General features: G+C 41.8%; 6 protein-coding genes. All 6 read right to left on the bottom strand.

All coding sequences use genetic code 11. The features are described 5' to 3' along the window. Nucleotides 1–131: 131 nt before the first annotated feature. Nucleotides 132–305, bottom strand: coding sequence for a hypothetical protein (locus J7338_RS07360; RefSeq protein WP_210796445.1), 174 nt, complete (start codon nucleotides 303–305; stop codon nucleotides 132–134). An 87-nt stretch (nucleotides 306–392) separates the two neighbouring features. Further along, entirely contained in the window at nucleotides 393–950 is a 558-nt protein-coding gene (locus J7338_RS07355) for a YcjF family protein (RefSeq protein WP_210796444.1), read from the bottom strand. Nucleotides 951–1,220: 270 nt separating this feature from the next. Continuing rightward, nucleotides 1,221–2,588 carry a serine hydrolase domain-containing protein gene (locus J7338_RS07350; RefSeq protein WP_210796443.1) on the bottom strand — a complete coding sequence of 456 codons (1,368 nt, stop codon included), beginning with the start codon at nucleotides 2,586–2,588 and terminating at the stop codon, nucleotides 1,221–1,223. Between the two features lie 96 nt (nucleotides 2,589–2,684). Then, on the bottom strand, nucleotides 2,685–3,638 hold the full coding sequence (locus J7338_RS07345) for a TauD/TfdA family dioxygenase (protein ID WP_210796442.1): 954 nt from the start codon (nucleotides 3,636–3,638) through the stop codon (nucleotides 2,685–2,687). A gap of 58 nt (nucleotides 3,639–3,696) precedes the next feature. Continuing rightward, nucleotides 3,697–15,855, bottom strand: coding sequence for a non-ribosomal peptide synthetase (locus J7338_RS07340; protein ID WP_228732941.1), 12,159 nt, complete (start codon nucleotides 15,853–15,855; stop codon nucleotides 3,697–3,699). Continuing rightward, nucleotides 15,855–25,832 (bottom strand): non-ribosomal peptide synthetase, encoded by a 9,978-nt coding sequence (locus J7338_RS07335; protein ID WP_210796440.1) that lies wholly within the window; start codon nucleotides 25,830–25,832, stop codon nucleotides 15,855–15,857. The genes J7338_RS07340 and J7338_RS07335 overlap by 1 nt, the downstream gene beginning before the upstream one ends. Nucleotide 25,833: the final 1 nt, after the last annotated feature.

Below are 25,833 nucleotides of genomic sequence, written 5' to 3'. Positions count from 1 at the left end.
TTGATGGTCTTTATCAACACTCATTAGCGTACAGCTGAATAATATTACCACTGCTTTTAAATCAGTGGTTTAACTAAGCTATTTAACTAATTGAGCGTTAAACGTTGTTATCCATGTCGCTGTATTAGTTGTTATGTATCTTGGCTATGTGTCGCATCTTTTTTGTGCGCAAAAATTAATATTAATAAACCGACAAAAGGTGTCAGCATCAGCGACAGCAAAAAAAAGCCTACTGGGCCTGCAAAAGTGTTTCGCCCCCAATAACCACACAATAAACATAATCCTAAATATAAAATGACGAGCATTATTAATTCCTTTTCAGTTAAGCTGTAATCAATTGATAAATAAACCAGCAATAACTGCTGGTTTATTTAGGGGTTAGCTCATTCTACTTACACTGCAGCTTGGCTTTGTTGAGCACTTGCATCACCTTTGTCTTTACGATACTTCGCTGCGATCTCAGAGATATCACCTTTAATACTCGCTAAATTAAGGTTTATCAATGTACCGCCATTTTCAAAGTGTCGAATAAACGTTGAACCGACTGCATGCGAAGACGCCGCCGAGATCACAGGCATAAATGTAATGGAACTGAGCGTTCCAATGATAGGGATTGCTTTAAGGAAACTACTCAAGCCGGCCCCGCCTAATGTCTGCGGAAAAGAGCCACCTATTACGGCACTAACAGTGCCTCGCAGCTTATTCTCACTATAGGATTGGCCATAAACCTTAGCAATCTCATCAATCATTTTTATTTGAATACCTGTCAAAGCTACCAAATCAACCACTGGAATTGGAATAAGTCCGCTACCAAATGACCATTTGCTATACTTATCGACAATTATCTGCGCTACAGCAACTCGATTTTCTGCTTCAACGAGATCTGCTGGTTGCTCAGAAACGGTGTCAGTATTCGCCTTTTCGTCCTTCGCTGTTTTTGCCGCTGTCATATTTTTTCCTCTATGAATTAAATTAACAGTTGTTGAATCCACCAAATTACTGCCCTAGTAAAACTTTAGTCAGTAACTTGCCCTTTTTCACTTTTCTTTTCATGAATATGAAAAAAAAGTAATACTTTGCATAAACATGCAAATAGTAATTGGACTACAACCACTCCTTGTTCAGGTTTGGTTCCAACTTTATTAGTACTTAGCTCACGGCCAATGCATGAGACTAATCAATTCAATTCTTTTGGCATTCACCAATTCATCGACACAACTTTACGCATCAATTAATATCGCTTGGCACTTATCTTCTCGGTGTTTATCACTGTAAAAAATTATATTTCTGATCTCACTTGCAATGCAGTCCGACTCGAATCCTGTTTTAACGTAATTACTAAAGACCATCACTGATTGATCCCGTTCCACTAAACGATTAAAGCTTGTCACCCATGAATAAGGGTAACTACCTGAGTACTGTAAAAATTTTTCATACTGTCGCAGGTTTGCATCAGCAGGATCAGAGGGACAATCGGCAACTTTGCCAAACTGTAAAGGGTCAATAAATGTAACAAACCAACCATAGCCATAGTATTCGCATTGCGTGCTGTTACCAGTATTAGAATAAGGTGCAAATGCCACTAATTTTTGTGCCTCATCTAAAATTTTACTTGTGTATAATGCTTGATCCCACTTATGCATATCAGTCACTGTTGAGTACATATCACCAGCAGAATAAAGTACCAATGGATTGCTATAAGGATTCTTTAAAATATTCTCGTATGGCGCAGGACCGCCGACTAATGGCGGTCTGCCATTGGCTAGTGGTAAATATGGATTTTGATTTGAGATATAGCCTGTGGTCATATTTTTATACACGCCAATAGCGCTAAATGAACCACTATCGTTCATATTAATGGGATCTAATATCTGTTCTTTAAGGAGGTTTTCGAACCAAAAGTTACGGTCAATATCACCTTGGCTACCCGCAGCTATTTGCTCAATAATATTGCCAACTAAATAATAATTACAATTACTATATTGATACTTAGAGCCTGGAGTAAATGTCGGTTTTTCATCTTGTTCTGTACAAGTACAAAAACGATTACTGAAATCTTCAGGCCCATTTAAATTTAGCGTTTGATCATAAAGAAACGGCCGCCAACCATAGTTATCATAAACATCTTCATTATCACTGTAATTATTAATGCCTGAAGACATAGTCAATAAATTGTGCAATGACACATCCGCACATTGATTTTTAGGAAACCAAGGTAAATAGTCACCTATAGTCTGCGTTCTTAAATCTTTTCCTTTGAGCATTTTCATTAATATGGTTGCCGCAAATGCTTTAGTGTTGGAGCCAATTCGGTATTTTGACTCGGTAGTATTTGCAATATCATATTGCATATTTTGCGGCCCACAATTTGCCTCGTATACAACCGCATCAGCAGAAGTAACATACACAGTGCCAAAAAAAACTAAAGTGTCACAATATTCTTGCACTGTTGTAGCAATCATTTCTATCTGAGCCGCTGTGATAGTGACATTTTTTGCCACACTCTTTTTTTGCAAACAAGACGCTAAAATCAAACTTAATAAGCAGACAACCATGATTTTAAACTTTACATGCATAAGCCATTTCATTATTTTTCTCCTGTAAATAGCCACATCTCTTTGCCAAAATCATCACTGCTAACAAAGTGAAAATAGTCTTAGTAAACTTCTCATAATAACAACCTGCTAAGCCATGCCCACCAGTACTTTTCGTGGGCCGGTATATGCTTCTCGTCCATGGGTGTACAGCATGTTATCAAGCAACAAAATATCATTACGCTGCCATTGATAAGAGAATGTAAGCCCACGATACACATCATTGATTGCTGCGATGTCTTGTGGGTCAATGTGTGTGCCGTCACCGTAATACGCATTACGGGGCAGATGTGCTTCACCGATACTACTTCGCATTGATTGCACCACGGCACTGTCCATACTCGAACAATGAAAAAGATGGGCTTGATTAAACCAGACTTTTTCACCACTTGAGGAGTGAGTGACAACCGCTGGGCGGCATTGGCGTGTTTGCAATTTATTACCACCGATCCATTCGAATTGTATATCGTTTGCATGACAATACTGTTCAACTTCACTTTCATTCTGTGTTTGAAACACTTCTTGCCAAGGTAAATCAATATCGCCGTAGTTTCGCACATACATGACACCTAACCGCTCAAACTTTTCTCTGATCCGCACGGGTATGTGGCTATACACCGCTCGACTATCGGCCAAGGGAGTATTGCCCCCAGTCGTCGCTGGCACCACACAGAAAAACCCCATTCTCTTAGGCCAACTATTCGAATACGCATTTTCGTTGTGTTGTAAAATCACCTGATCTGCATGGTATTCTGTGGTGGTATAAATATTATTCTTCAACGCAGTGCGTGGCGATGAACGATAAACATACTGCTTTAGAGGCTCACCAAAGATAGTTTCTAAAATAGTACTAAATTGATGGGTACTAACAATATTAAGCCCTCTTAGTAACGCTAAACCATCTTGATTTACCCAATCATTTATTAAGTCAGTATTGGCTTTAACCCATGCCAAACCACTTTGCTTTTGAGCGCTCATATCATGCACACGGCAATCGCTATTGTCAGCGCAAAAATCCATGTCTATTGCTAATAACTGATCCATTTCATTCCCATCCTTTTATAGGTAAGAGGTTTACTGTAGAACATTTTTCATTCAGTTGTTAATAAAGTCTATATTTACTTGCAATTTGTTCAACGATTGCACCAACGTACTGATGCTGTAAGATTGACAGATGATTACCTGTGATCTCTATTGCCGAAAGGTCAGGGGTAACTACTCGCCAGCCCATATCATCAGCAAGCAATTGGCCTGCAAACTCTTTGGTATCGTGTGCTTTTATGACCATAAGCGGCACCTCAAGTAACTCCCCTTTTATTTCTACCTTTGCTTGTAACTGCGCTTTATATACGCATTGCAGTGTTAGCAATTGACGAGCACTGAACTGGTAGCCCGCAGCTGCTAGATGCTTACTTAACCACTTTGTTTGTTGTTCATCAGCAAGCGTGCAATATAACTGCTGCTCATTGTCAGTTAAGTTCAATTGAAAAAATTCACTAAGGTTAGCTATTAGTAATGGGGCTATTTGCCTATCTTGCAGTTCTAACACAGCTGAATTAGGCATAGGTGTATCAATTACTAGCAGTGAGGCTGGGGCTTTATTGCGCTGTACTAATTGCTGCGCCATTTGATAAATAATAAAGCTTCCAAATGAATGACCAACCAAGTGAATATTAGTGTCTATCCCCTGTTCAATTAATGCATTGCAGTAATGGTGTGCGGTCAGTGATAATGAATTAATAATATCAGGTTCTAAAGCGATCAGATCTGGCTGCAAGCCATAAACAGGAATACGTTGGTCTAGTTGATTAACTAATGCTTGATAAATCATCAGTAACCCTCCCGCACCGGCGACTAAAATCACCGGCTGAAACCCTTGTTCACCGGCCTGTAAACAGACTAAAGTTGTAGGCTGAAAATCAGCAGCGTTGCTTTTTTGTAATTGCTCAATGGCCTCAGCTAAAGCGTTTACAGTACGGTGGCGAAATAACATATCAATAGATACCGTTAACTGCATCTGATAGCTCAATTGTGATACCAAGCGCATTGCCAGTAATGAATGACCACCCAGCATAAAGAAATCATCGTTGATCCCCACTTGCTTGCTGTTTAACAACTGACTAAATTGTTCAACCAATAATTTATGCAATGGCGTGATCGGCGCACTATATGAAAAGTCATTATGACTACTCAATTGTTGCGCTGTTTTACTAAGCTGTTTTCGATCAATTTTGCCATTATTTGTATAGGGTAAGCTGTCAACAAATTGAACATTTTGTGGCACCATATACTCGGGCAACACACCAACTAAAGCACGAATTAGTTGCTCACTGGCTCTCTCTAGCTCACCCATATCAACAAATGCAACTAGCTGCTCATTGCCACTTTTATCTTTACGAACCACTACAGCACAGGCGTTTATTTGTGGCAACGCAAGTAAATGACGTTCTATTTCGGGTAACTCAACACGATAGCCGCGAATTTTAACTTGTGCATCTAAACGCCCTAAGAACATTACTTCTTGGGTATTTGTACAACGCACTTTATCACCCGTTTTATATAACCTAACGCCGCTTTTTGGTTCAATAATAAATGCAGCAGCCGTTTTCTTTACATCGTTAAGGTAACCCCTTGCTAACCCTTTGCCACTGAGGTACAGCTGCCCACTAACATAATAGGGAACCGCTCTTAAATATTTATCTAGAATGTGTAATTGTAGCCCTGCCACTGGTTGGCCAATCGGTACTTCAGAACCTGTATAATCAGTTACCTCAATTAATGTTGCAGATATAGTTGCTTCTGTTGGTCCATAAGCATTGATCAAAATAATATTATCACTGTAATAAGCTTGCCATTGCTGCAACATTGCGGCTTGCATTTGCTCTCCGCCAATTGTGATAATGCGTAACTGATCGGCAAGTGTTACTGGTGCTGCAGCTAATTGATGCCAATAGGCTGTAGGTAAACTCATTAAGGTCAAGTGACTATATTGCGATAGTTTAGCTAAATACTGGGTATCGAGTAATTTTTGTTGATCGGCCATCACTAAAGTTGCACCGCTTAGCAAAGTACAAAAAACCTCCTCTGCAAATACATCAAAGCTGCAACTTGCAAACTGTAAGTAATTATCTTGCGAAGTGATCGCATAATTTTTTTGTAAGCACTGCACATAATTAATAACACTGTGTTGCTCAACCATAACGCCTTTTGGCACCCCTGTTGTACCTGAGGTATAGATCACATAGCATAAATCATGCGGTGTGTAAGTTACTGTTGGGCTGTAATTAGGTTGTAAAGCAAGTGCCGCAGCACAACTATGAAGATCGATGTTAAGTGTTGGCGGTAATGCGCCCTGCCAGTCTTGATCGCACGTTAACAATACTGCAAGCTCTGCATCAGCGGCTATAAACTGCCGCCTTTTTAATGGTAAACTAGGTGCAATCGGTACATAAGCCGCACCGATCTTTAAACTCGCTAAAATAGCGACAATCAAATCACAACCTGGGCTCAAACAGATCCCTATGGTCAAAGCTCTGTCAGAGCCTAGCGTATGTGTGAGTAAGTAATTAGCCAGTCTGTTAGCGGCTGCATCCAACTCATTATAACTCATTGTTTTAAATGGTAGGTTATTGTCATCATTATAATATTTCAACGCTGTTGACTCACCATAACTTGCTACAATTTGTGTAAATCGTTGCTGTAATGTTGTTGCTATATCCCAGCTTACATCTGCCACTTGATTAGCTGATAAACTAAACTCAGTTACCTTATCGATACCTGTTGTAAATCGATGATCTACTAAATCAATTGATAAGCTAGACAATGGTTGCTCAGGTGCCATTACAAACGCTTGTAATAACTGCTGCAACATAGCCAAGCAATGACTGGCAAGCGGGTCATTAAATAGTGCGCTTTGATAACTCAAGGTCAATGAGAGTTGCTCAGCTTGGCCAACAACTAAAGTCATTGGATAATGAGTGAGATCTTTACTGTCATTCGCTAACACCTTAAATGGCATATTTGCAATTTCAGCCAATGGGTCTGTCGGGAAATTTTCAAATACATACAAAGCATCAAACAATGGACTGCCATTAGCAATATTACTGTAGTTATGTACTTGGGTTAATGGAGTATGTGCATAATCAGATACCGCTAATAAGCTTTGCTTAACTGACTTTAAATACGCTAACACCGACTGCTCACCCGATGTGGTTAACAACACAGCTTGGGTATTAATGTATAAACCAACCCGTTGCTCAACGTTAGTAAGTTGGCTTGGTCGCCCAGATACTGTTTGCCCAAATAAGGCGTAATCTGAATTGCAACAAACACTCAGCCAGTAACCCCATGCACCTTGCAGTAAATGATTAACTGTTAAACCCTGTTGACGAGCAAACTCAACCAATTGTGAACACAATTCAGGCTCAAGCACTAAGGTTTGCTCAGACACCGTGTTGATATCATCGCCTTGCTTGCGCTGCGCAATATGCTCAACCAATAATGTTGCCTGATCTATATTGGCTAAATAACCTTGCCAAAATTGTTGCTCGGTTGTTTTATCTTGTTGCTGTAGATACTTAATATAGTCGCTATAGTTATCTTTTTTTAGAGATAAACCATGCCCTGCAAGGCGAGCCTGATAATGCTGTAATAACTCTGAAAACAAAACAGGTAATGACCAGCCATCCATGATCAAATGATGGTATGTCCAAATAAATGCCATTTTTGTATCACTCAGTGCAAGCAAACGTAATCGCATACAAGGTGCCGCAGCTAAGTCAATACCTTGTTGGTATTCCTGCTCTGCAATAGCAGTAATATGGGCTTGCTCATCAAGTAGTGATTGTTGTTGCTGCCTAATTGCTTCAGTTAGCAAGTCAACCTGCAATGGTACATGGTATTTATCAACCACGATTTGCACCGGTCCCACTGGGCTTGCTACGAACGCAGTGCGTAATATACTATGTGTATCAAGTAGCTGGTGCCATGCATACTCGAAAGCTTCGATGTCAAATGCCCCCTCAAGTAACAGTGTCGTTTGTTCATAATAAGCACTATGTTGTGATACTTCACCAGTTCGTTGACTATGAAACCACATGCCTTCTTGCAGTGCACTCAGCGGGTAAATATCAACAATGGCTGATTGCTTAAAAGGGGCTAATAAATGCTGTAACTGATGATTTGCCATCGTTGGCAAGAGTGGAAAATCACTTACCGTATGGCGCTTAATGTCGTCTTGTATGCAATGTTCAAGCACCGTCATAATACTTGCTTGATAATGCGTCATAAACGAAGCGACATCGGCTTCAGCTATGCGGGCAGCATCATACTCCACATGCATCGATAATTGCTCATTGACTATTGCTGCTGTTAATTGCAGACCATAGTAGGCGTGATTATGTTGGCTATGCAAACTGCCTGCGGATTCTGGCGCATCATCTAATAAACCATTATGTTGCAGCGCACTATCTAGCTGGCCTAAATAATTAAAAAATAGATGATCCTGCGTCGTAATAGTCAACGATTGGCGGGTCTCCTCATCAGGATGATAATAACGTAAGGCTCCATATCGGCTAGCTTTAGTCGATAGACTGGCTAATTGCTCTTTCATGTCACAGATCAAATCGGCAATATTTTGCGTATTGCTAAATAATCGAAATGGATACATAGCAGTAAGCCAGCCAAGCGTTCGAGTACTATCAAGTTGATTATTAAGTAACTCTCGGCCATGTCCTTCAAGGATAATAAGATGATCGTCCAAGTCATAATGCCTAACTGCAGACCATTGTAACGCGGCCAACAGTAGCGTTTGGATACTGGTATTATAAGGTCTATTTGCTGTCGTCAAGAGTTGCTGCGTAACTTCACATGGGAGCGTTAATGTATGCTGTTGCAGTTGTTTTTTGATTGGCTCTTGCTGCGTTACAAAACGAAAAAAACTGGGCTTACTCGCCACAGTAACCAATGCTTGCCAGTGTTTTAAATCATATTCATCTTTACCTTGTGCAATTAAAAATTGACTAATGTCATATAAATTAGCAGTACGAGAAGCAAAACAAATATTCTGCTGTAATTTTGCTGCTGACAACGCTTGGTTAATATCTTCAAGCAAAATGCGCCAAGATACACCATCAATTAATAAGTGATGAGCGATGATCAGCAAGCGGTTATCACTTTGCTGAGCTGGGGTTTTTATATGGCAGATTTGCAACAATGCAGTGCCATCAAAGCGAAAAGCTCCTTGTTGCACTTCACACACTTTCTCTAATGCGTGAGACCAATCATCATTGTGCTCAGCTAAATCAATAAAATGGCAAACGTGATCTACACTAAGGTTTTGTTTTATAAACAATTTCGGTTGCAGGCTTTTATCATCAACGACTAACCGCAAACTATCATGGTGCGCTAATAAAGTGCGTGTTAACTCTTTAATATGTTGCACAGTCACTGTTTTATCAACACTGAGTAAGAGTGACTGGTTCCAATGATCAGCTGCTACAAATTGTTGTTCAAAAAACCAATGTTGAATGGGAAGTAATGGCAATGCGCCTGAAAAGCTTTGCTGTGGCTCAACCTGTTTCCGTTGTGGCTGTTTGTGTACCAATTGCTCAGCTAGCGCTGCAACGGTACTAAAGTTAAAAATATCAGCTACTGACAAACTAATATTTTGCGCTCTTGCCCGACTGGTAATTTGAATACTGAGGATTGAGTCCCCTCCCGCCGCAAAAAAATCATCATCAACTTGCAGCATCGGCTGATTTAATACTTGTCGATACAAAGTGAGTAGTAAGCTGCTTAATCCGCTTCCTTGTTGTGCTGCAGGTACTTGATTTAATTGCTGTGTAACAATTTGTTCGCTTGGTGTGCGTAGGTGTTTATGTAATTGCAGATGATCTATTTTGCCATGTGTCGTCAGGGGAATTTCATCTACGTGAATAAGCTCACTCGGTATCATGTGATCCGGTAACTTAACTTTAAGACTTGCTATACTTTGGCGCTTAAATTGCGCTTGGAGCGGATCACTTAACTGTGGCGTGACAATAAAAGCCAACAGCTGCTTATGGCCTTCAGCCAATTCACTCACGCTAACAACACAATCCGTTACGCCAGCAATAGCACGTAAGTGATACTCAATTTCAGACAGTTCAATACGGTAACCGCGTAATTTAACTTGTGCATCATTGCGGCCAATGTAGGCAATACGACCGTTATTTAATTGCCTAACTAAATCACCCGTTTTATAGGCTCGTAGTTGTTGTTCAGCAACTGTCGTTAAGTAAATAAAACGCTGTGCTGTAAGCTCTGGACGGTTCAAATAGCCTCGCGCTAATCCTGCACCAGCTATATATAATTCACCAATCATGCCAGGCACAACCGGCTGCCCCTGCTGATCAAAAATTAATAACTCTACATTATCAATCGCATAGCCTATATCTGGAGCCATGCCCAGCTCTTCCGTTGTTTTACCAACCTCAGCCGAGGTGGCAACAACTGAGGTCTCTGTAGGGCCATAATTATTAATAATACAATACGATTTTGCAGCTGAGGGGCATGTTTTTAACTTGTCGCCGCCAACCAGTAAATAACGCAAACTAACAGGCGTAAAAGCGTGATCTGCCAGCATTATTTCAGCAATTGGGGTGGCTAAAAAGCAATGACTCACATGATGTTCATCAAGTAGTTGCGCTAATTTTTGCGGGTTATCTAAACTTTCTCGCGGCACAATTACCAGCTTTGCTCCGGCGCTTAAATAAGGCCAGATCTCCCAGCTTGCAGCGTCAAACGCGATATTTGCTGTTTGACTGGCAATACTTGATTTATCAACAGCAAATGCGCGTTGATGCCAACGGCATAAATTGCTCAGCCCTTGGTGGGGGATCATTACCCCTTTAGGGTTACCCGTTGTGCCTGAGGTATAAATGACATACGCTAATTGCGCCGCCTCTATTTTGGGTAATTGCACTTGACTTAGTGTATTACATGCAAGGTTTAAAGTGTGCTTAAATTGCTCATCGTCAAGGTAAATAAGCTGGCTGTTCGCACCACAATTATCTTCTAACAGCGCTGCAAATACAGTGTGAGTGATAAGCCACTGCGCACCACAATCATTAATAATATAAGCAATTCTAGATACTGGATAATTCGGATCAACAGGAACATAACAGCCACCCGCTTTCATAATCGCTAGCAATGAAACTATTAAGTCAATGCCGCTTTGCATGCTTACAACAACAGGCTGTTCAGCTTGTAAGCCTTGCTGTATCAAGTATTTTGCCAATAATTCACTACGCTGATGAATTTGCTGATAACTCGCAAATTGCCCTGAGGCTGCCTCAATAATGCCAGTGTCAGTTTTAGCATGCTGTTCGGCTACAGCAGTAAATGCATCTATGGCGGTTGCAACTGGCTTATTTAGCCGTTGCTCACCTTTGAGCACGCAGTTATGCAGCTGTTTATCTGTCAACATTGTAGCTGACTGTATAGCAACCTGCGGATCGGCTGTGAATGACCTAATTAAAGTGCATAATGCCGTAGCCATGGTGTGAATTGTTTGTGGGGTAAATAACGCCGTGTTATAAGCCCAGCTAAAGCGTAACTCATCGTCATCTTCGCTGCATGCCAGCTCAATATCAAATTTTACTTGCGGTGGCTGATCATCAATCGCTGTAACCTGTATATTAGGTAATTTAAACTGTGCATTTAACCTTGGGTTTAACGAAAATGTAAGCTGAAAAACACTCTGTTGACTCATGTCACGCGGTAACTGCAAAGCATCAACAATTTTTTCAAATGGCATGGCTTGATGCTGACCAACGCCAACAATTAATTGTTTTTGCTGTGCGAGTAGCCCTTCAAAACACATATCTTCGCGCAATTGACAACGGATCGGCAGTGTATTAATAAAGAATCCAATTAAGGGAGTTAGTTGCGTTTGTGAACGCCCTGAAAATGGCGCACCAATCACAACATCATCACACTGACTATACCTAGCTACAAATGCCGCATAAGCACTATGCAGCCACATAAATAAGCTCACATCAAACTGCTGGCATTGCCTGTGGATCGCCGAAACCGTGGTTTTATCTAGCTGTATTTGATAGCTCGCACCGGCGGACGTAAGCTGTTTAGGACGTATTTTATCCAGCGGTATTTGATGTATCGGTGGGGCATCTTGTAACTGTTGTAACCAAAATGCTTGGTGTTTATCTAACTGCTGCTGGTGTAACTGACTACGCTGCCAATGAGCATAATCCCCGTATTGAATTGATAAAGGTTGCGCAAGCTGTTCAGGCAACCGAGTTTGACTCGTAAAGCTTTGATAAAACGCTTCAAATTCACTCGCTAATATTGCTAAAGAATGTGCATCAGAGGCAATATGATGCATATTTACCCGTAACTTCCAATGCTTTGCATGCAGCTTAACTAAAATAATACGCAGCGGTAACTGGCACCTTAAATCAAAGGCTGTTTGGCTGTCATCGCGCAGCGTTTTTAACCACAGTCGTTGCTGTTGCTCATCGTTAAGTTCACTGGCATCTATGATCTTTAACACCGATGGAAATGTGTCTTGGATCACTTGCTGAGGTAAGTTTGCTTTACCGACTGTGATAAACGTACGCAACACTTCATGACGCTGCACGATAGCGTCACACACGCGTTGAAATGTATCAACATCAAGTAAACCATGCAGTTCAAAATTAGCTGGCATATGATATTGCACGTTTCCCGGCTGCAATTGATCTATGGTCCATAATCGTTGTTGAGCAAAAGATACCGGTAATTGCGTTACTGATTGCACTTTCGGGATAACTGCTGATGCTACAGTGTAATTGGCAGATTTATTGCGCGCAGCCGCTAACGCGAGTGTGTGGACCTGCGGCGCGTAAAACAGATCAGCTAAAGTAATCGACAACTGAGCGTGTTGCGCTAAGTGACTGACTAATTGGCTAGCTAATAATGAGTGCCCACCCAATTCAAAAAAGTGCCCTTGCCTACCCACGTTTGAAACCTTTAATATCGCCTCAAATGCCGCAGCGATTGCTTGTTCGTCATCCGATCCTGGAGGCTCATCTGCAGTTGCTTTAAGCTGTAATTGATCCAGCGCTAAGAGTGCTTTTTTATCAATTTTACCGTTCACCGTTAATGGCATCTGCGCCACGGCAATAACATTCGTTGGCAGCATAAATTCGGGTAATGTGGTGCGTAAAAACTGTTGTACTTCGCTTGTGAGTGCAGCAAATACGGCATCACTTTTGACGATAACAAATGCTGTGATCCGTGGATTAGTCGGCTGTTGAGTATTCAGTAACACTGTTGCGCTACTCAGCTTAGGGTGGCCACGTAACTGGTTTTCTATTTCACCCAGTTCAATACGGTAACCGCGTACTTTAACTTGGTCGTCAATACGGCCCATATAACTCAATTCGCCAGTTGCTAACTGACGTACTAAATCACCCGTTTTATATAGTTTTTTAGCTGCGTTAGCTGAAGAAAATGTATCTGCCACAAAGCGCTCAACGTTGAGCTCATCACGGCGCCAATATCCCCTGCAAACCCCATCCCCACCTACATATAACTCACCAACTGCGCCAACAGGTAGTAACTGACGATACTTATCCAAAACGTAGCAACTGGTCGTTGGTATTGGCCGACCAATATTGTTTGCACCAGATACCAGATCTGCGTCATGTAAACGCTTGAAAGTCACATGAACCGTTGTTTCAGTAATGCCATACATATTGATCAGTTGGCAGTCGCTAAAGCGTTTTGCCCAAGGGGCTAACTTAACGGGCTGTAATGCTTCGCCACCAAAAATGACGTATCTAATTTTGCTCTGCTGTATACGCTGCGAAGGCTTGGTTAACATTGCTGTTTGTAGCGCATAAAAAGCACTGGGGGTTTGATTTAGCACGCTGACGTGTTGATCTAGTAATAAATTTGCAAATGCATCACTGTCTTTTGCGGTATCTGCATCCACAATAACTAAGCGTCCACCAAAAAGTAACGCGCCGTACATTTCCCACACCGAAAAATCAAAACAAAATGAATGAAACAGAGTCCATACATCATGCTCATTAAAATCAAATAAACTCGGCTGTACACACAATAATCGGATCACTTGGCGGTGTTCAATTTGCACGCCTTTAGGCCGTCCAGTAGTGCCAGAGGTGTAAATCATATACGCTAAGTGGGATGGACAAATAGCTAACTCGAGGTTTTGTGTATCACTAATCTGATTAATAGCGGTGTAGATCGCGCAATCATCAATATTTATGCACGTTAAGTTATGCTGCGAAAACAACCCGAGACTACTGTTATCACACAACACTAAGTTACTCTGGACATCATCTACAATGTAGCTGATCCGATCGCGAGGATAATTGGGGTCAATAGGCACATAAGCAGCGCCAGCTTTTAGCACCGCTAATAACGTCACCACCAGATTAACATTGCGGGTTACGCTCACTGGCAACATATCTTGCGCTTCAACACCCTGACTTAATAATACTCTGGCGAGGAGATTTGCCCGTTCATTAAGCTGTTTATAAGTGAGTGCTTCGTGCTCATCGACTAGCGCCAACTGGTCAGCAAACCTGTTTGCTTGTTGTTCAAATACACTCACTATACTGGCGCTTTGATCCCAACTTGTACTATCCGCTTGCTGCGATGTGGCAGCGTCAGTTAATGCCTGTAGCTGCTGTTCATCAAGCAATGCCAATTTTGATATTTGGCTATCCGGTGCAGCAACAATGTTTGCTAATAATACGGCAAAACTATCTGCCCAGTGAGTAATTGTCGCAAGCTCATAAAGTGCGTCATCAAACTTCCAAGTAACTGTTAAACCTTGGTTGTCGATAACTGCATTAAGCTCCAAATCACATTTTACTGCGCTGTGGTGCTCTCGCGCTTCACTGCGAGCCTCAGCTATTTCAACACCCGGTAACTGAAAGGTTAGTTGCTCATCAACAGTTAAAGTGAATAAAATTTGTACTAAAGGATGATGACTTAAATCGCGTTGACAATTGAGCCCTTCAACCAGTTTATCAAATGGTATATTGCGATATTCAAACGACTGTAAAATACGTTCTTTTTGTTGCTGCAACCATGCATTAAAAGTTAATTCATCCGACAATACGGCATGCATCACTAAGGTATTAACAAATAAACCGATTAAATCGTTTAGCTGCGGATGCTCACGGCCTTGAGTTGGCGTGCCGATCAGTACCTGCTCTGTTTGTTTAATACGGCCAATAAATAACATAAAACTACTTAACAACCACATAAATGGTGTGACTGATTGACTCGCCGCATGTTGTTGTATTTTTTCAACTAACGAGCGACTTAACCGTTGCCGATAAACTAAACCAGACTGCTTTTGAACGCTCGATCTAACTTTATCCGTTGGTAGTGATTGCAACGGTTCAAGATCGCCAAGTGTTGTACGCCAATAATTAATTGCTGCTGTAAAGTACTCTGCTGTTAAGGTATTTCGTTGCCACGCAGCGTAATCAGCATATTGAATTGGTAACGAGTCTAATTCGACATTACCTTGCAGTAGTTGCGTATAAATGGTTTGTAATTCTTGAGCAAATATTTGCATTGACGCGCCATCACTAACAATATGGTGCATATTAAATGCTAAATAATGTTGCTCATTATCGGATACCAATAGCACTCGTATTAATACATCTCGACTCAAATCAAATGGCTGAGCTTGATGTTGTATCAGCGCCGCTGTTATTTGGCTTTGTCGCTGTGTAACTGGGAATGTTGACGCATCCAGCCACTGAAAAGGCGTCACAAAGGTGTCTGTTACTTGCACATACGGTATACCTTGCGGATCAGTTATAAACTGACTGCGTAATATTTCATGGCGACCAACAATGTGTTTGATTGCCGCGCGTAACAACGGCACATCTATATGGCCTTTTAGAGTAAACTCAGCAGGCATATAATATTGTTGGCTGCCTTGTAACTGCTCAATAAACCATAAGCCTTGTTGAGCAAAGCTCAAAGGCAAACATCTATCTCGCTCAGCGATGGCAATTGCGTCCATATTACTTTGCAACGTAACCACTGACTGTTGTTGCTGAAAATAGCGGATAATCGCCGCTTTATGCTCAATGATCCGAGCTTTAAGTTCACTTGGAAAACCGTTACTTTGTTTAAATGCTAAAGCACCTTGTTTTTCATACAAAGTAACACCTGCTCGTAAAGCATCTGCGATTAACTCTTCAATTTCTAGCAGTTGATTTTCCATCACAAAAACATCTCTTCTGAGTTATCATTTTCACTCATGGCGTTATTAGCGGCTTGATGAATGGCGTACCAGCTAGCAATAGCCGCAATTGTCGGCCTTTCAAACAGAACTCTCACTGGAATATCAGCCTGTAACCGCGCCTTGAGCAACGCCATACATTGAGTTGCCAATAATGAATGCCCTCCGAGCGCAAAAAAGTTATCGGTAATGCCAACAGAGTCAACTTGTAACTGCTCTGCAAAGATATCGACCAAGGCTGCCTCAAAGTCATTACGCGGCGGCACATTTTCAGTTGCTACTGCGACTGATTGTCCCCATTGAAGCAGTTGTTTACTGTCAACTTTTGCGTTAGATGTCAGGGGAATAGCACTTATCGCATGCCATTTTGTTGGCATCATATAAGCAGGTAAATAGTTCGTAAGGTAGTTGCTAAGCATAGCCTGTTGCTGTGCGCCTAAGAGTGTTATTTGCTGCTCTTGCCCAAACGCTTTAATCAATGAGTTATTTGGTGTAAGCACTAAGTAAGCCTCAAGGTTTTCAGTGTCTTTATTTAATATTACACATGCCTCACTAATCTCTTTATGCTGGACTAACTGTGCTGTAATTTCGCCCGGCTCAATGCGATAACCGCGCAACTTAATTTGTTCATCGACTCGTGCACAAAATAGCAGGTGTTCTGGTTGGCCATGTTTATCAAGCAACCAACGCACTTTATCCCCAGTACGATAAAATCGCTGCACAGTTTGCTGGTGCCCAAAAGGTAACCACACAAAACGTTGCGCCGTTAAACTCGCTTGATTTAAATACCCTTGAGCAACATTGTCACCGGCAATATAAAGCTCGCCAATGGCACCCATTGCGGTTAATTGCTGATGTTCATCTAATATCACCAACTGACTATCTGCAATCGCCCGACCAATTGGCACCTGGGCCATTTTACGCCGTTCAAGCTCGCTAATTTGCTTTTGCTTGCAATGATAAACACTGCAACCTACCGTCGCTTCAGTTGGGCCGTACTCATTCACCCACTGGCAATTAGGCAAATACTGAGTTAACGATTTGAGCAACTGAGTGGGTAATGCTTCACCACCAATGACAACCACATGTGCAGTTGCTACTGCAGCAGCTGGAGCAAACGCAAGTAAGCCTTGTAAATGTGCAGGAGTAACTTTAAATAAGCAGGCTTGAGAGCTGAATATCTGCTTTGCAAGCTGCTCAAGCATCTGCTCATCATCAGCAAGTAGTGTAATATTGATACCCATTAGTAATGGTGCCCACAACGAAGTGACCGTAGCATCAAATGCCAATGGCGTACTCACCACACTGGTTGTTAACGCAGCTGATAGATACTCATACTGCGCATGTGCTAAGTAACAAGCTAAATTACCATGGCTGATCATCACCCCTTTTGGAGTGCCTGTGGTTCCTGATGTATAAATAATATATGCAAGATCATCCGCCGAATATGACGCAGGCAGTACGTTTTTTGAACCATTGAGTGAGCCACACTGCCAACTGTTTGGCTCATCAAGCAATACACATAATGGCGCAATAATACTCCCGGGCTCATCCGTTAAATGCTGTTTAGCAAACGCTGACTGTGTGATCAAACACTGTGCTTTACTGTCATCGATAATAAATTGCACTCTGGCTGCTGGTAATTTTGGATCAATCGGCACATAGGCACTGCCGGTTTTTAAAATCGCTAACATGGCGACCAGCATTTGTGCCGTTGCGCTAACACATAAAGCAACTTTACTTCCGGCGGTTATCCCTTGTTCTTGTAAATAATTGGCTAACAGCTGTGACTGAGTCTGTAATTCAACATAACTCAACACTTCACCATCAGGGCCTGCGACCGCATTACGTGTTGGATATTGTTCAGCTTGACGTGCGATTTGCGTGACAAGGTTAAGTGGCTGAGTGTGCCTTGCATAGGGTGGCGAAGATAAATTAAGCAGCACATTTTCTTTGGTTGCTGACACTACAGGTAATAGCTGCAACTTCATAAGAGGGTCACTTAGTATCGCATCAATCAATACCTCGAATGCTGCTGCATATTCAGTAATACTACTGGCATTAAATAATGTCTCACTAAAATTCCACTGCAGCTCAATGCCATCGCCTTGCTCAATTGCATTGACCTCTAAATCAAATTTCATTTTTGGTGCTGCGTGTGGCTGCATTTCAATATGTAAACCTGGCAGTGAAAAATCACTCGTTTCATTGTTTTGCAGTGCAAATAAAATTTGAAATAATGGATGATGTGCTAAGTTTCGCTCAGGCTGCAGTACTTCAACTAATTGTTCAAATGGCACTTGTTGATGTTTAAAAGCATCTAAAATCACCTGTTTTTGCTGTATTAATAACTGCGTGAAGTTTTGCTGTCCTTCACTGCGGGTGCGGATCACTAAGGTATTAACAAAAAAACCAATTAGATTAGCTATTTGTGGCTGTTCACGACCAGCAACTGGAGAGCCAACTAAAATATCCGTCGCTTCACTCAATCGCATCATTAACAAGGAAAAGGCTGTGTGTAACCACATATATAAAGTAACACCGTGTGTGGCACATTGTTGGTGGATAGCTTTAGTCGTTGCGGCGGACAAATGCTGGTTAAAACATTGCCCTTGCAACTGCTGTTGGATTGCTCGAGGCTGCTCTATCGGTAATTGATGAACAAAAGGGGCACCTGTTAACTGAGTACGCCAATAAGAAAGTGATTCATGCAAGGCACTTTCACTGCATACTAAACGCTGCCAATAAGCGAAATCGGCATATTGGATAGCTAATGGTTGCTGTAATAATGCAGGTAAAACAAATCGCGGTTCAGCACTTGCAGCTCGGTAAAAAGCAATAAACTCGCGAACTAAAATTGCCATTGACCAGCCATCGCTTGCAATATGATGCATATTAAAATGTACAAAACTTTGCTCATTGCTAATTTTAGCAACCACCACACGCAGTAAAACGTCGCTTGCCAAATCAAACGCTTTACTACTTGCATGTGACGACAGTGATTGCCATTGGTGATCTTGCTGTTCACGATTAAGCATACTTAAATCGTGCAGCTCAAGTGGGATCTCAAAGTGTTCATTAATACATTGCTCAGGCGCTGAGCCTTGGTCGCGTGTAATAATAACGGTACGCAGCACTTCATGGCGTTCAATAAGTGCATATAACGCGCCCGACATCGCAGTCAGCTCCAACTTCCCCGTAAACACAAAGCTAGCTGGCATATGATATTGCACACTTTCATTATGTACTTGATCAATAAGCCATAATCGTTGCTGTGCATAGGAAAGAGGTAGCGCTTGCTGACGAGATATTTTCACAATCTCTTGGTGTGGCTGAATTTTTTCACAGTTTTGTAATGCTTGCGCTAACGTTGCAATCGTTGGGGTTTTAAATAATTGTGGTAATGTTATGTCGAGCTGCTTACCTTCACGAATCTTACCAATCAAGCGGATCGCTAATAACGAGTGCCCCCCTAAATCAAAAAAGTTATCGTCTAAACCAATATGTGTAGTGAGTAAAATCTCACTAAACAGCTGTAACAAATATTGCTGTAATGGTGTTTGCGCGTGCTTGCTGTGTGTTGTGCTAGTTGGCTGTAAACAACTAAGTGCGTCTGCTATCAATGTTGCTTTATCAATCTTGCCGTTTTTCGTCAGTGGCATCACAGTAATAGCATAACAGTGTGCGGGGATCATATACGGCGCTAAGTAATGCGATAAATGCGCTTTAATGGTGTTAACGGCTAATGGCTTGTCATGTTGATGGTAAACAATATGTGCCGCTAACGTTTGCTGCTCGCTATCAACCGTCACCGCACAATCAGCCACTTCAGGGAGTTCCTGGATCAGCTGCTCAATCGCGGCTAAATCAACTCGAAAACCGCGCAGCTTGATCTGTTGATCCTTACGTCCACAGTATCTTAAATAACAAGCAGCACCTGTTTCATCAGCTTGCCATAACGCTATGTCGCCTGTTCTATAAAAACGCTTGGTCACTTTTCCACCCTGTTGGCTAGGCAGCTGCAAAGTAATAAAGCTAGTATTATTAAGCTCAGTCTGATTAATGTAACCTGGGCTGACAACAGGTCCTGCTATAAGTAATTCACCACGCATATTCACTGCTGCTGGCTGACCAAATTGGTCAACCACTAACAGCGTTACATTATCGTTAGCTAAACCAATTGGGACATCATTATGACGCAGTAAAACCTCATCACTGGTACTGTGATCAATTACAAAAGTACTTGAACCGACTGTAGTTTCTGTTGGTCCATATTCGTTAATCCAACGACACAGTGGTAACTTGGCACGGATTGCTAACAACAATTCAGTTGTGAGTGCTTCACCACCGATCACCAATGTATGGGTAACATTGCTTGCACAATAGTGCTGCGATAATGCCAATATGGCACGTAAATGAGCTGGCGTGAGCTTAAACAGTTTAGCGTCTGTTGCTGTAAAGAGTAGTTCCGTAAGCTGGGTTAACTGTTCACCCCCTTGCGCAATAATTTCAACCACGCCACCTTGCATCAAGGCTGGATATAACGCCGTGACCGTTGCATCAAACGCCAAAGGCGTACTCAATACGCTGCTACAAAGGGCTGAATTATCGGGCATATAATGCGCAACCGCATGCTGTAAATAAGCCGCTAAATTGGCATGGTTTATCATCACCCCTTTCGGCCGTCCGGTCGAACCTGAAGTATAAATAATGTAACTCAAATCATCATCTTTGAGATTGAGGCTGAGTTGTTCATCTGGCTGCTCCACCGGGTAGCCGTCGAAGTTAGAATTGTCATCAAGAAGATCATCAACGAGCAAAAAATCTGCGCCACTGTTGATCAGCGTGTCGGCATTCTCACTCAATGCTAAAATCATCATCAACTCAGCATCTTCAACAATATAACTTAACGTTTTTATTGGTGTATCTTGGTGTATCGGCACGTATACATGACGTGCCTTTAAAATAGCGAGTATCGCCACCACCATAGCGGCACCTGATGGCAGCAAAATGGCAATTCGACTTTGCGCAGCAAAATCCATTTCGAGTAAACAATGCGCAAGCTGATTAGCACGTTGTTCAAGCGCGAGGTAACTATAGGTTTGGCCATTACATCTTACTGCGGGGTGTTGCGGGTGCTGCTTTGCAAAATGCGAAAAACACACATGTAAAGGCGATGGTTGGGTATTTTGTATATCAATTGAATCACTATGAGATAATGCCGCTGCGTGCTGGCTCGGGCTCCACAGCATTAACTCTGCGAGCTTGACGCTTTGATCAGCCAAGCATTGCTGCAACACATAACTAAATTGAGCAAAGAATGTCTCTATATTCGCTTGATGCCATAGTGCGGTATCGTATAACCACTCAATTTCTAGCACGTCACCGGTATCTATAACTGAGACTTCTAAGTCAAGTTTAGCGCTACGCACCTCGCTCTGTGAGGCTGTAATTGATAACCCTGCTAGCTGTAAATTTTCATTTATCGTATTATTTACTCTAAAGATGACTTGTACTAACGGGGGAATTGCTAAACTGCGTTCAGTGGCTAATTCATCCACTAAGAGATCAAATGGGATCTGTTGATGAAGCAGTGCTTCACTCAACGTTGCTTTTACATCAGCTAATGCTTGGTTAAAGCATGTATCCGCTGACACCGTATTACGTAACACCAGCGTGTTAACAAAGTTGCCAATAATAGGTTCAAGCTCTGCGGCAACTCGCCCTGCAACTGGCGTACCTAGCACACAATCTGATTGCCCAGAAACTCGACTAAACCACAAAGTAAATACAGTTTGTAAGGTTACAAACAAAGTGTCACCTTGGTTTGCAATAAACAATCTTAATTGTTCAGTTAATGCAGGCGACAACACGGTTTTATATAAACCGCCGCCGCTGAGCACATCGTTACCTCGCTGGTACTGTGTAGGTAACTCATGCACTGTAGGTAATTGCGCTAACTGTTGACGCCAGTAGTCAATACTTATTTGCCACTGAGGATCAGCTTGCATACTATGCTGATAATGTACAAAATCAATATAATTATGCTCTAGAGTTTGCAAATCAGTGGCGCTTGTCATACCAATATGCTGATTATAATTGCTAGCGAGTTCACAGCATATCAAGCCAATAGACCAGCCATCGGCAACAATATGATGAACAGTAACAAGTAACTGATAATGGTGATCGGCTATTTTAATCAAGCTTGCCCGTAACATCAGCTGTGAGGTTAAATCAAATGACTGATTATAATCTTCCACTATCATCTTCTGTAACAGCTGCTGTTGATCTGCTTGTGTGCAAAGGTCTACCTGTTGCAATGAAAAGGCTAAATGGCCGTTAAAATATTGGCATGGCTGCGCATCAGCTGTACTTTTATAGTTATAACTTAGGATCGTATGGCGCTTAATAATATCTTTAAATGCCTGCTGCAATGCCACCACATCAACATCACCGCGCAGCGTAAACACCCCCTGTAAATTATATTGACGGCTGTGTCCTTGCAGTTGATCAACAAACCAAATACGCCGCTGAGAAAATGACAACGGGTGTTCCCCAGCTAAATCAATATGTGTTAATTGCACCTTTGAGCTAGCTTGTTCACTACAGTTTAAATACTGGGCTAATTCCTCAACGGTTGCATGATTGAAGATGTCTTTAAGTGACAATGAAACGCCAAACTGCTGACGAATTTGGTTAAGTAATCTAATTGCTAGTAAGGAATGCCCACCGATTGCAAAAAAGTCATCTTCAAGACCCACCCTAGCAAAGCCTGTTAACTGTGCAAATAACGCCGCTACTTGCTGCTGCATTCGCGTTTTTGGCGCTACAAAAGTATCGCTGCTGCGTACCATTTGTTGTTGTAAGAATTTACGATCAACTTTGCCATTTTCAAGATAAGGTAATTGCTCTTTCAGCACAAAGAAACTGGGGATCATAGGCTCTGGTAATACACACTTTAACTCCGTTTTGATCCGTTGTTGTAAGGCCTCAGCAGTTAATTGCTGGCATTCATTAGATGCCACATAGTACGCAACTAGAGTATCTGCAGAGGCAATTTCGCGACAAATCACAGCACTATTTTTAACCACAGATAAAGCCGTTAACTTTGCCTCAATATCAACTAAGTCAACTCTAAAGCCTCTGATCTTAGGTTGCTTATCTAAACGCCCTAAATATTCCAGCGTACCGTCTTTGCGCAAACGTACATTATCACCAGAGCAATAATAGCGTTGTTGTCCCTTGGTCGTGTTGATCACAACAAAACTTTTCGCAGTCTGATCCGTTGCACGAATATAGCCTGTTGCTAAACTCTCACCACCAATATAAAGCTGTCCAGGCATGCCCATGGCAACGGGCTCGTGGTGTGCATCTAGTATGGCAAGTTCAACATGCGCAAGCGCGCTACCAATAGGATAACTCATCTGCTCAGCAGTTTGATGATCCTCAATTTCATAGGTAGCCACCCCAATGCAGGTTTCTGTCGGCCCATAATGATTGATTAATTTAGCGCTTGGATAAAGCGCCCGAATTTGCGCTACTAATTGCGCTGTTAATGATTCCCCCCCTAACACCCACTGTTGAAGAGGTGCGCGAGGTGCTTGACTCGCAGCAATAGTGGCTAATAGTTCAGCAGCAAAGCTGGGAGTGATCTTTAAAAAGTTAATTGCTTGCTCACTAAACGTATCTACAATCGCAACAGGATCACTTTTTACATGTGGCGAAATTAATACCACAGTGCCACCACTCGCCCATACCGGGTATATCCCAGTTAAACAAAGATCGGTCGCAAGCCCTGTAACCACAGCTGACTTGGTATCATTATTCAGTTCAAGTCGCTTAGTAATACTTTGCACATAGTGCGCTAATGCAGCATGATTAATTTCAACCCCTTTTGGCGCGCCTGTTGAACCGGAGGTAAATATCACGTACGCGCTGTCATTAAGGTTTAAATTGGGTAAGTCAGTTAAATTAACCGCCGCTTTTGACAGCTGCGCAAAAGGCCATAATGTAATATGTTGCTCATTTAATACCGTAACTGCTTGCTTTTTGAGCGCTGTATCATCAAATGTTACTAAATATTCACAGCCTGCCTGCTGTAAAATTTCCGCAATACGCGCCACTGGAGTTCCTTGCTCAATTGGTAAGTAAGCACGGCCTGTTTGCAATAGTGCAAACATCGTTAATAAGGCATCGATTGAGCGAGATACCAATAATGCAATGGGTGCTGCAGTTGTTTGTTGATGATGAGTTTGCAAAGCTAAAATATGGCTGGCGAGTGCTGCGCTTTGTTGCACTAATTGTCGATAACTCAAACTTCGTGCGGGTTTTCCATGTTGGTCAGCTTCAATACAGGCTGTTTTTTCAGCACTAAGCTCAGCCTGCTTTATCACCTGTACAGGTAATGCAATCACATCACTGCTGACTTTCTCATGATCTTTTTTACGCCCTAACAACTGGCTGGCATAACACGCAGAGGGTAACTCAACGGTTGCAATAGTTTGTGCTGCGTTATTGCCAAGAGATATAACTAATTCATTAAAATCATTGCTCATTTGCTGAATAACATGGTCATCAAATAGCGCACTGCAATAATCAAAACTAATAGCTAAGCCCTGCTCTGATTCACTTACATTCAGGGTTAAATCAAATTTTGCAGTACCGTTATCTAATGGCAATAATTTAGCCGACAATGTTGCGGTTTCCACAGTACCGGTATCTACACCGTTATAATTAAACAGTATTTGAAACAATGCTGAATGTGCTGACGATTTAGCTAAGCCAAGTGTTTCAATAATATCTTCAACTGCCACACTTTGATTTGCTAGCCCTTGCGCCACTAACACTTTAGTTTGCGCTATTAATTGTGCAAAAGAGCTCTGCGGTGACACCATTTGTCGCATAGGTAAGGTATTGATAAAACACCCTATAACATTCTCAAATTCGGGCTGTTCACGATTCAATACAGGCACCGCAACCGTAATATCCTGTTTTTGGCTATAGCGCTGTAATAGTACATAAAACACACTTAATAACCCGACAAACCGAGTAGCACTTAATTGCTGACAGCAACTGTCAAACTCACTAACCAGCCGTGTATCGATAACACAGTGCTGGCTCTTGCCTTGATAGGTTTTTTGTTTATCACGAGGATAACTCGTTGGCAGCTCAAATAACTCCATCCCTGTTAGCGCTTGTTGCCAATAACTTAGCTGCTGTTGATATATAGGTGATTGTTTAAACTGACCTTGCCAATGTACATAATCTAAATACTGTAAAGGTTTACATGCAGCCGCATTATTAACGGTATTATTATTATTTGTCAGTATCGCCAATAATTCTTGCACCAAAAGCCGCACAGACCAACCATCGGCAATAATATGATGCATCGCAATGTATAACCATTTACCCTCACCTGAGTGGCCAATTAACGTTGCACGTATCAGTAAATCATTTTCCAGATCAAAGCGGTAACTTAATTCATCGTGTAATTTTTCAACTATTTGTGTGGGTGTTTCATGCCATGCTATCTCAAGTGTATTCAATGCGAAACGCAACTGGCTATTAACTCGCTGCACAACACCTTGATCAGTGTTAAAAAATTGCGTTGTTAATATTTGATGACGAGCCAACAATGTGTCAAATGCCCGCTGTAGTTCATTTATTGTCAATGAATCTGACAGCTGCAACAGACCACACATATTGTATGCAGTTGACTGTTGTTCATATTGATCAATAAACCAAATACGTTGTTGCGCACTTGATAAATCACCTTGTTGCTGATGATGACGTTGCATATAGGCAATCAGCTCATTCTTACATGCTTTGATCTTTGCCAGTTCTGGCGCTGGGACTGTGATTAACTTACTTCGTAACTTTAACCGCCCACCTTGCAAATAAACGTAGATACCTTGTGCGTCCAATTCGGCCAGTAAAGTTTTAATTGCTACATTATCCATG

This window comes from Pseudoalteromonas ostreae (assembly GCF_018069805.1).
GTDB lineage: Bacteria > Pseudomonadota > Gammaproteobacteria > Enterobacterales > Alteromonadaceae > Pseudoalteromonas > Pseudoalteromonas ostreae.
This window is presented reverse-complemented; position numbering and strand designations above follow the sequence as displayed.

What these genes read in the sequence shown, in the direction of transcription:
- J7338_RS07360 (WP_210796445.1), bottom strand. Translation starts at nt 305, where the DNA reads ATGCTCGTCATTTTATATTTAGGATTATGTTTATTGTGTGGTTATTGG.
- J7338_RS07355 (WP_210796444.1), bottom strand. Translation starts at nt 950, where the DNA reads ATGACAGCGGCAAAAACAGCGAAGGACGAAAAGGCGAATACTGACACC.
- J7338_RS07350 (WP_210796443.1), bottom strand. Translation starts at nt 2,588, where the DNA reads ATGAAATGGCTTATGCATGTAAAGTTTAAAATCATGGTTGTCTGCTTA.
- J7338_RS07345 (WP_210796442.1), bottom strand. Translation starts at nt 3,638, where the DNA reads ATGGATCAGTTATTAGCAATAGACATGGATTTTTGCGCTGACAATAGC.
- J7338_RS07340 (WP_228732941.1), bottom strand. Translation starts at nt 15,855, where the DNA reads ATGGAAAATCAACTGCTAGAAATTGAAGAGTTAATCGCAGATGCTTTA.
- J7338_RS07335 (WP_210796440.1), bottom strand. Translation starts at nt 25,832, where the DNA reads ATGGATAATGTAGCAATTAAAACTTTACTGGCCGAATTGGACGCACAA.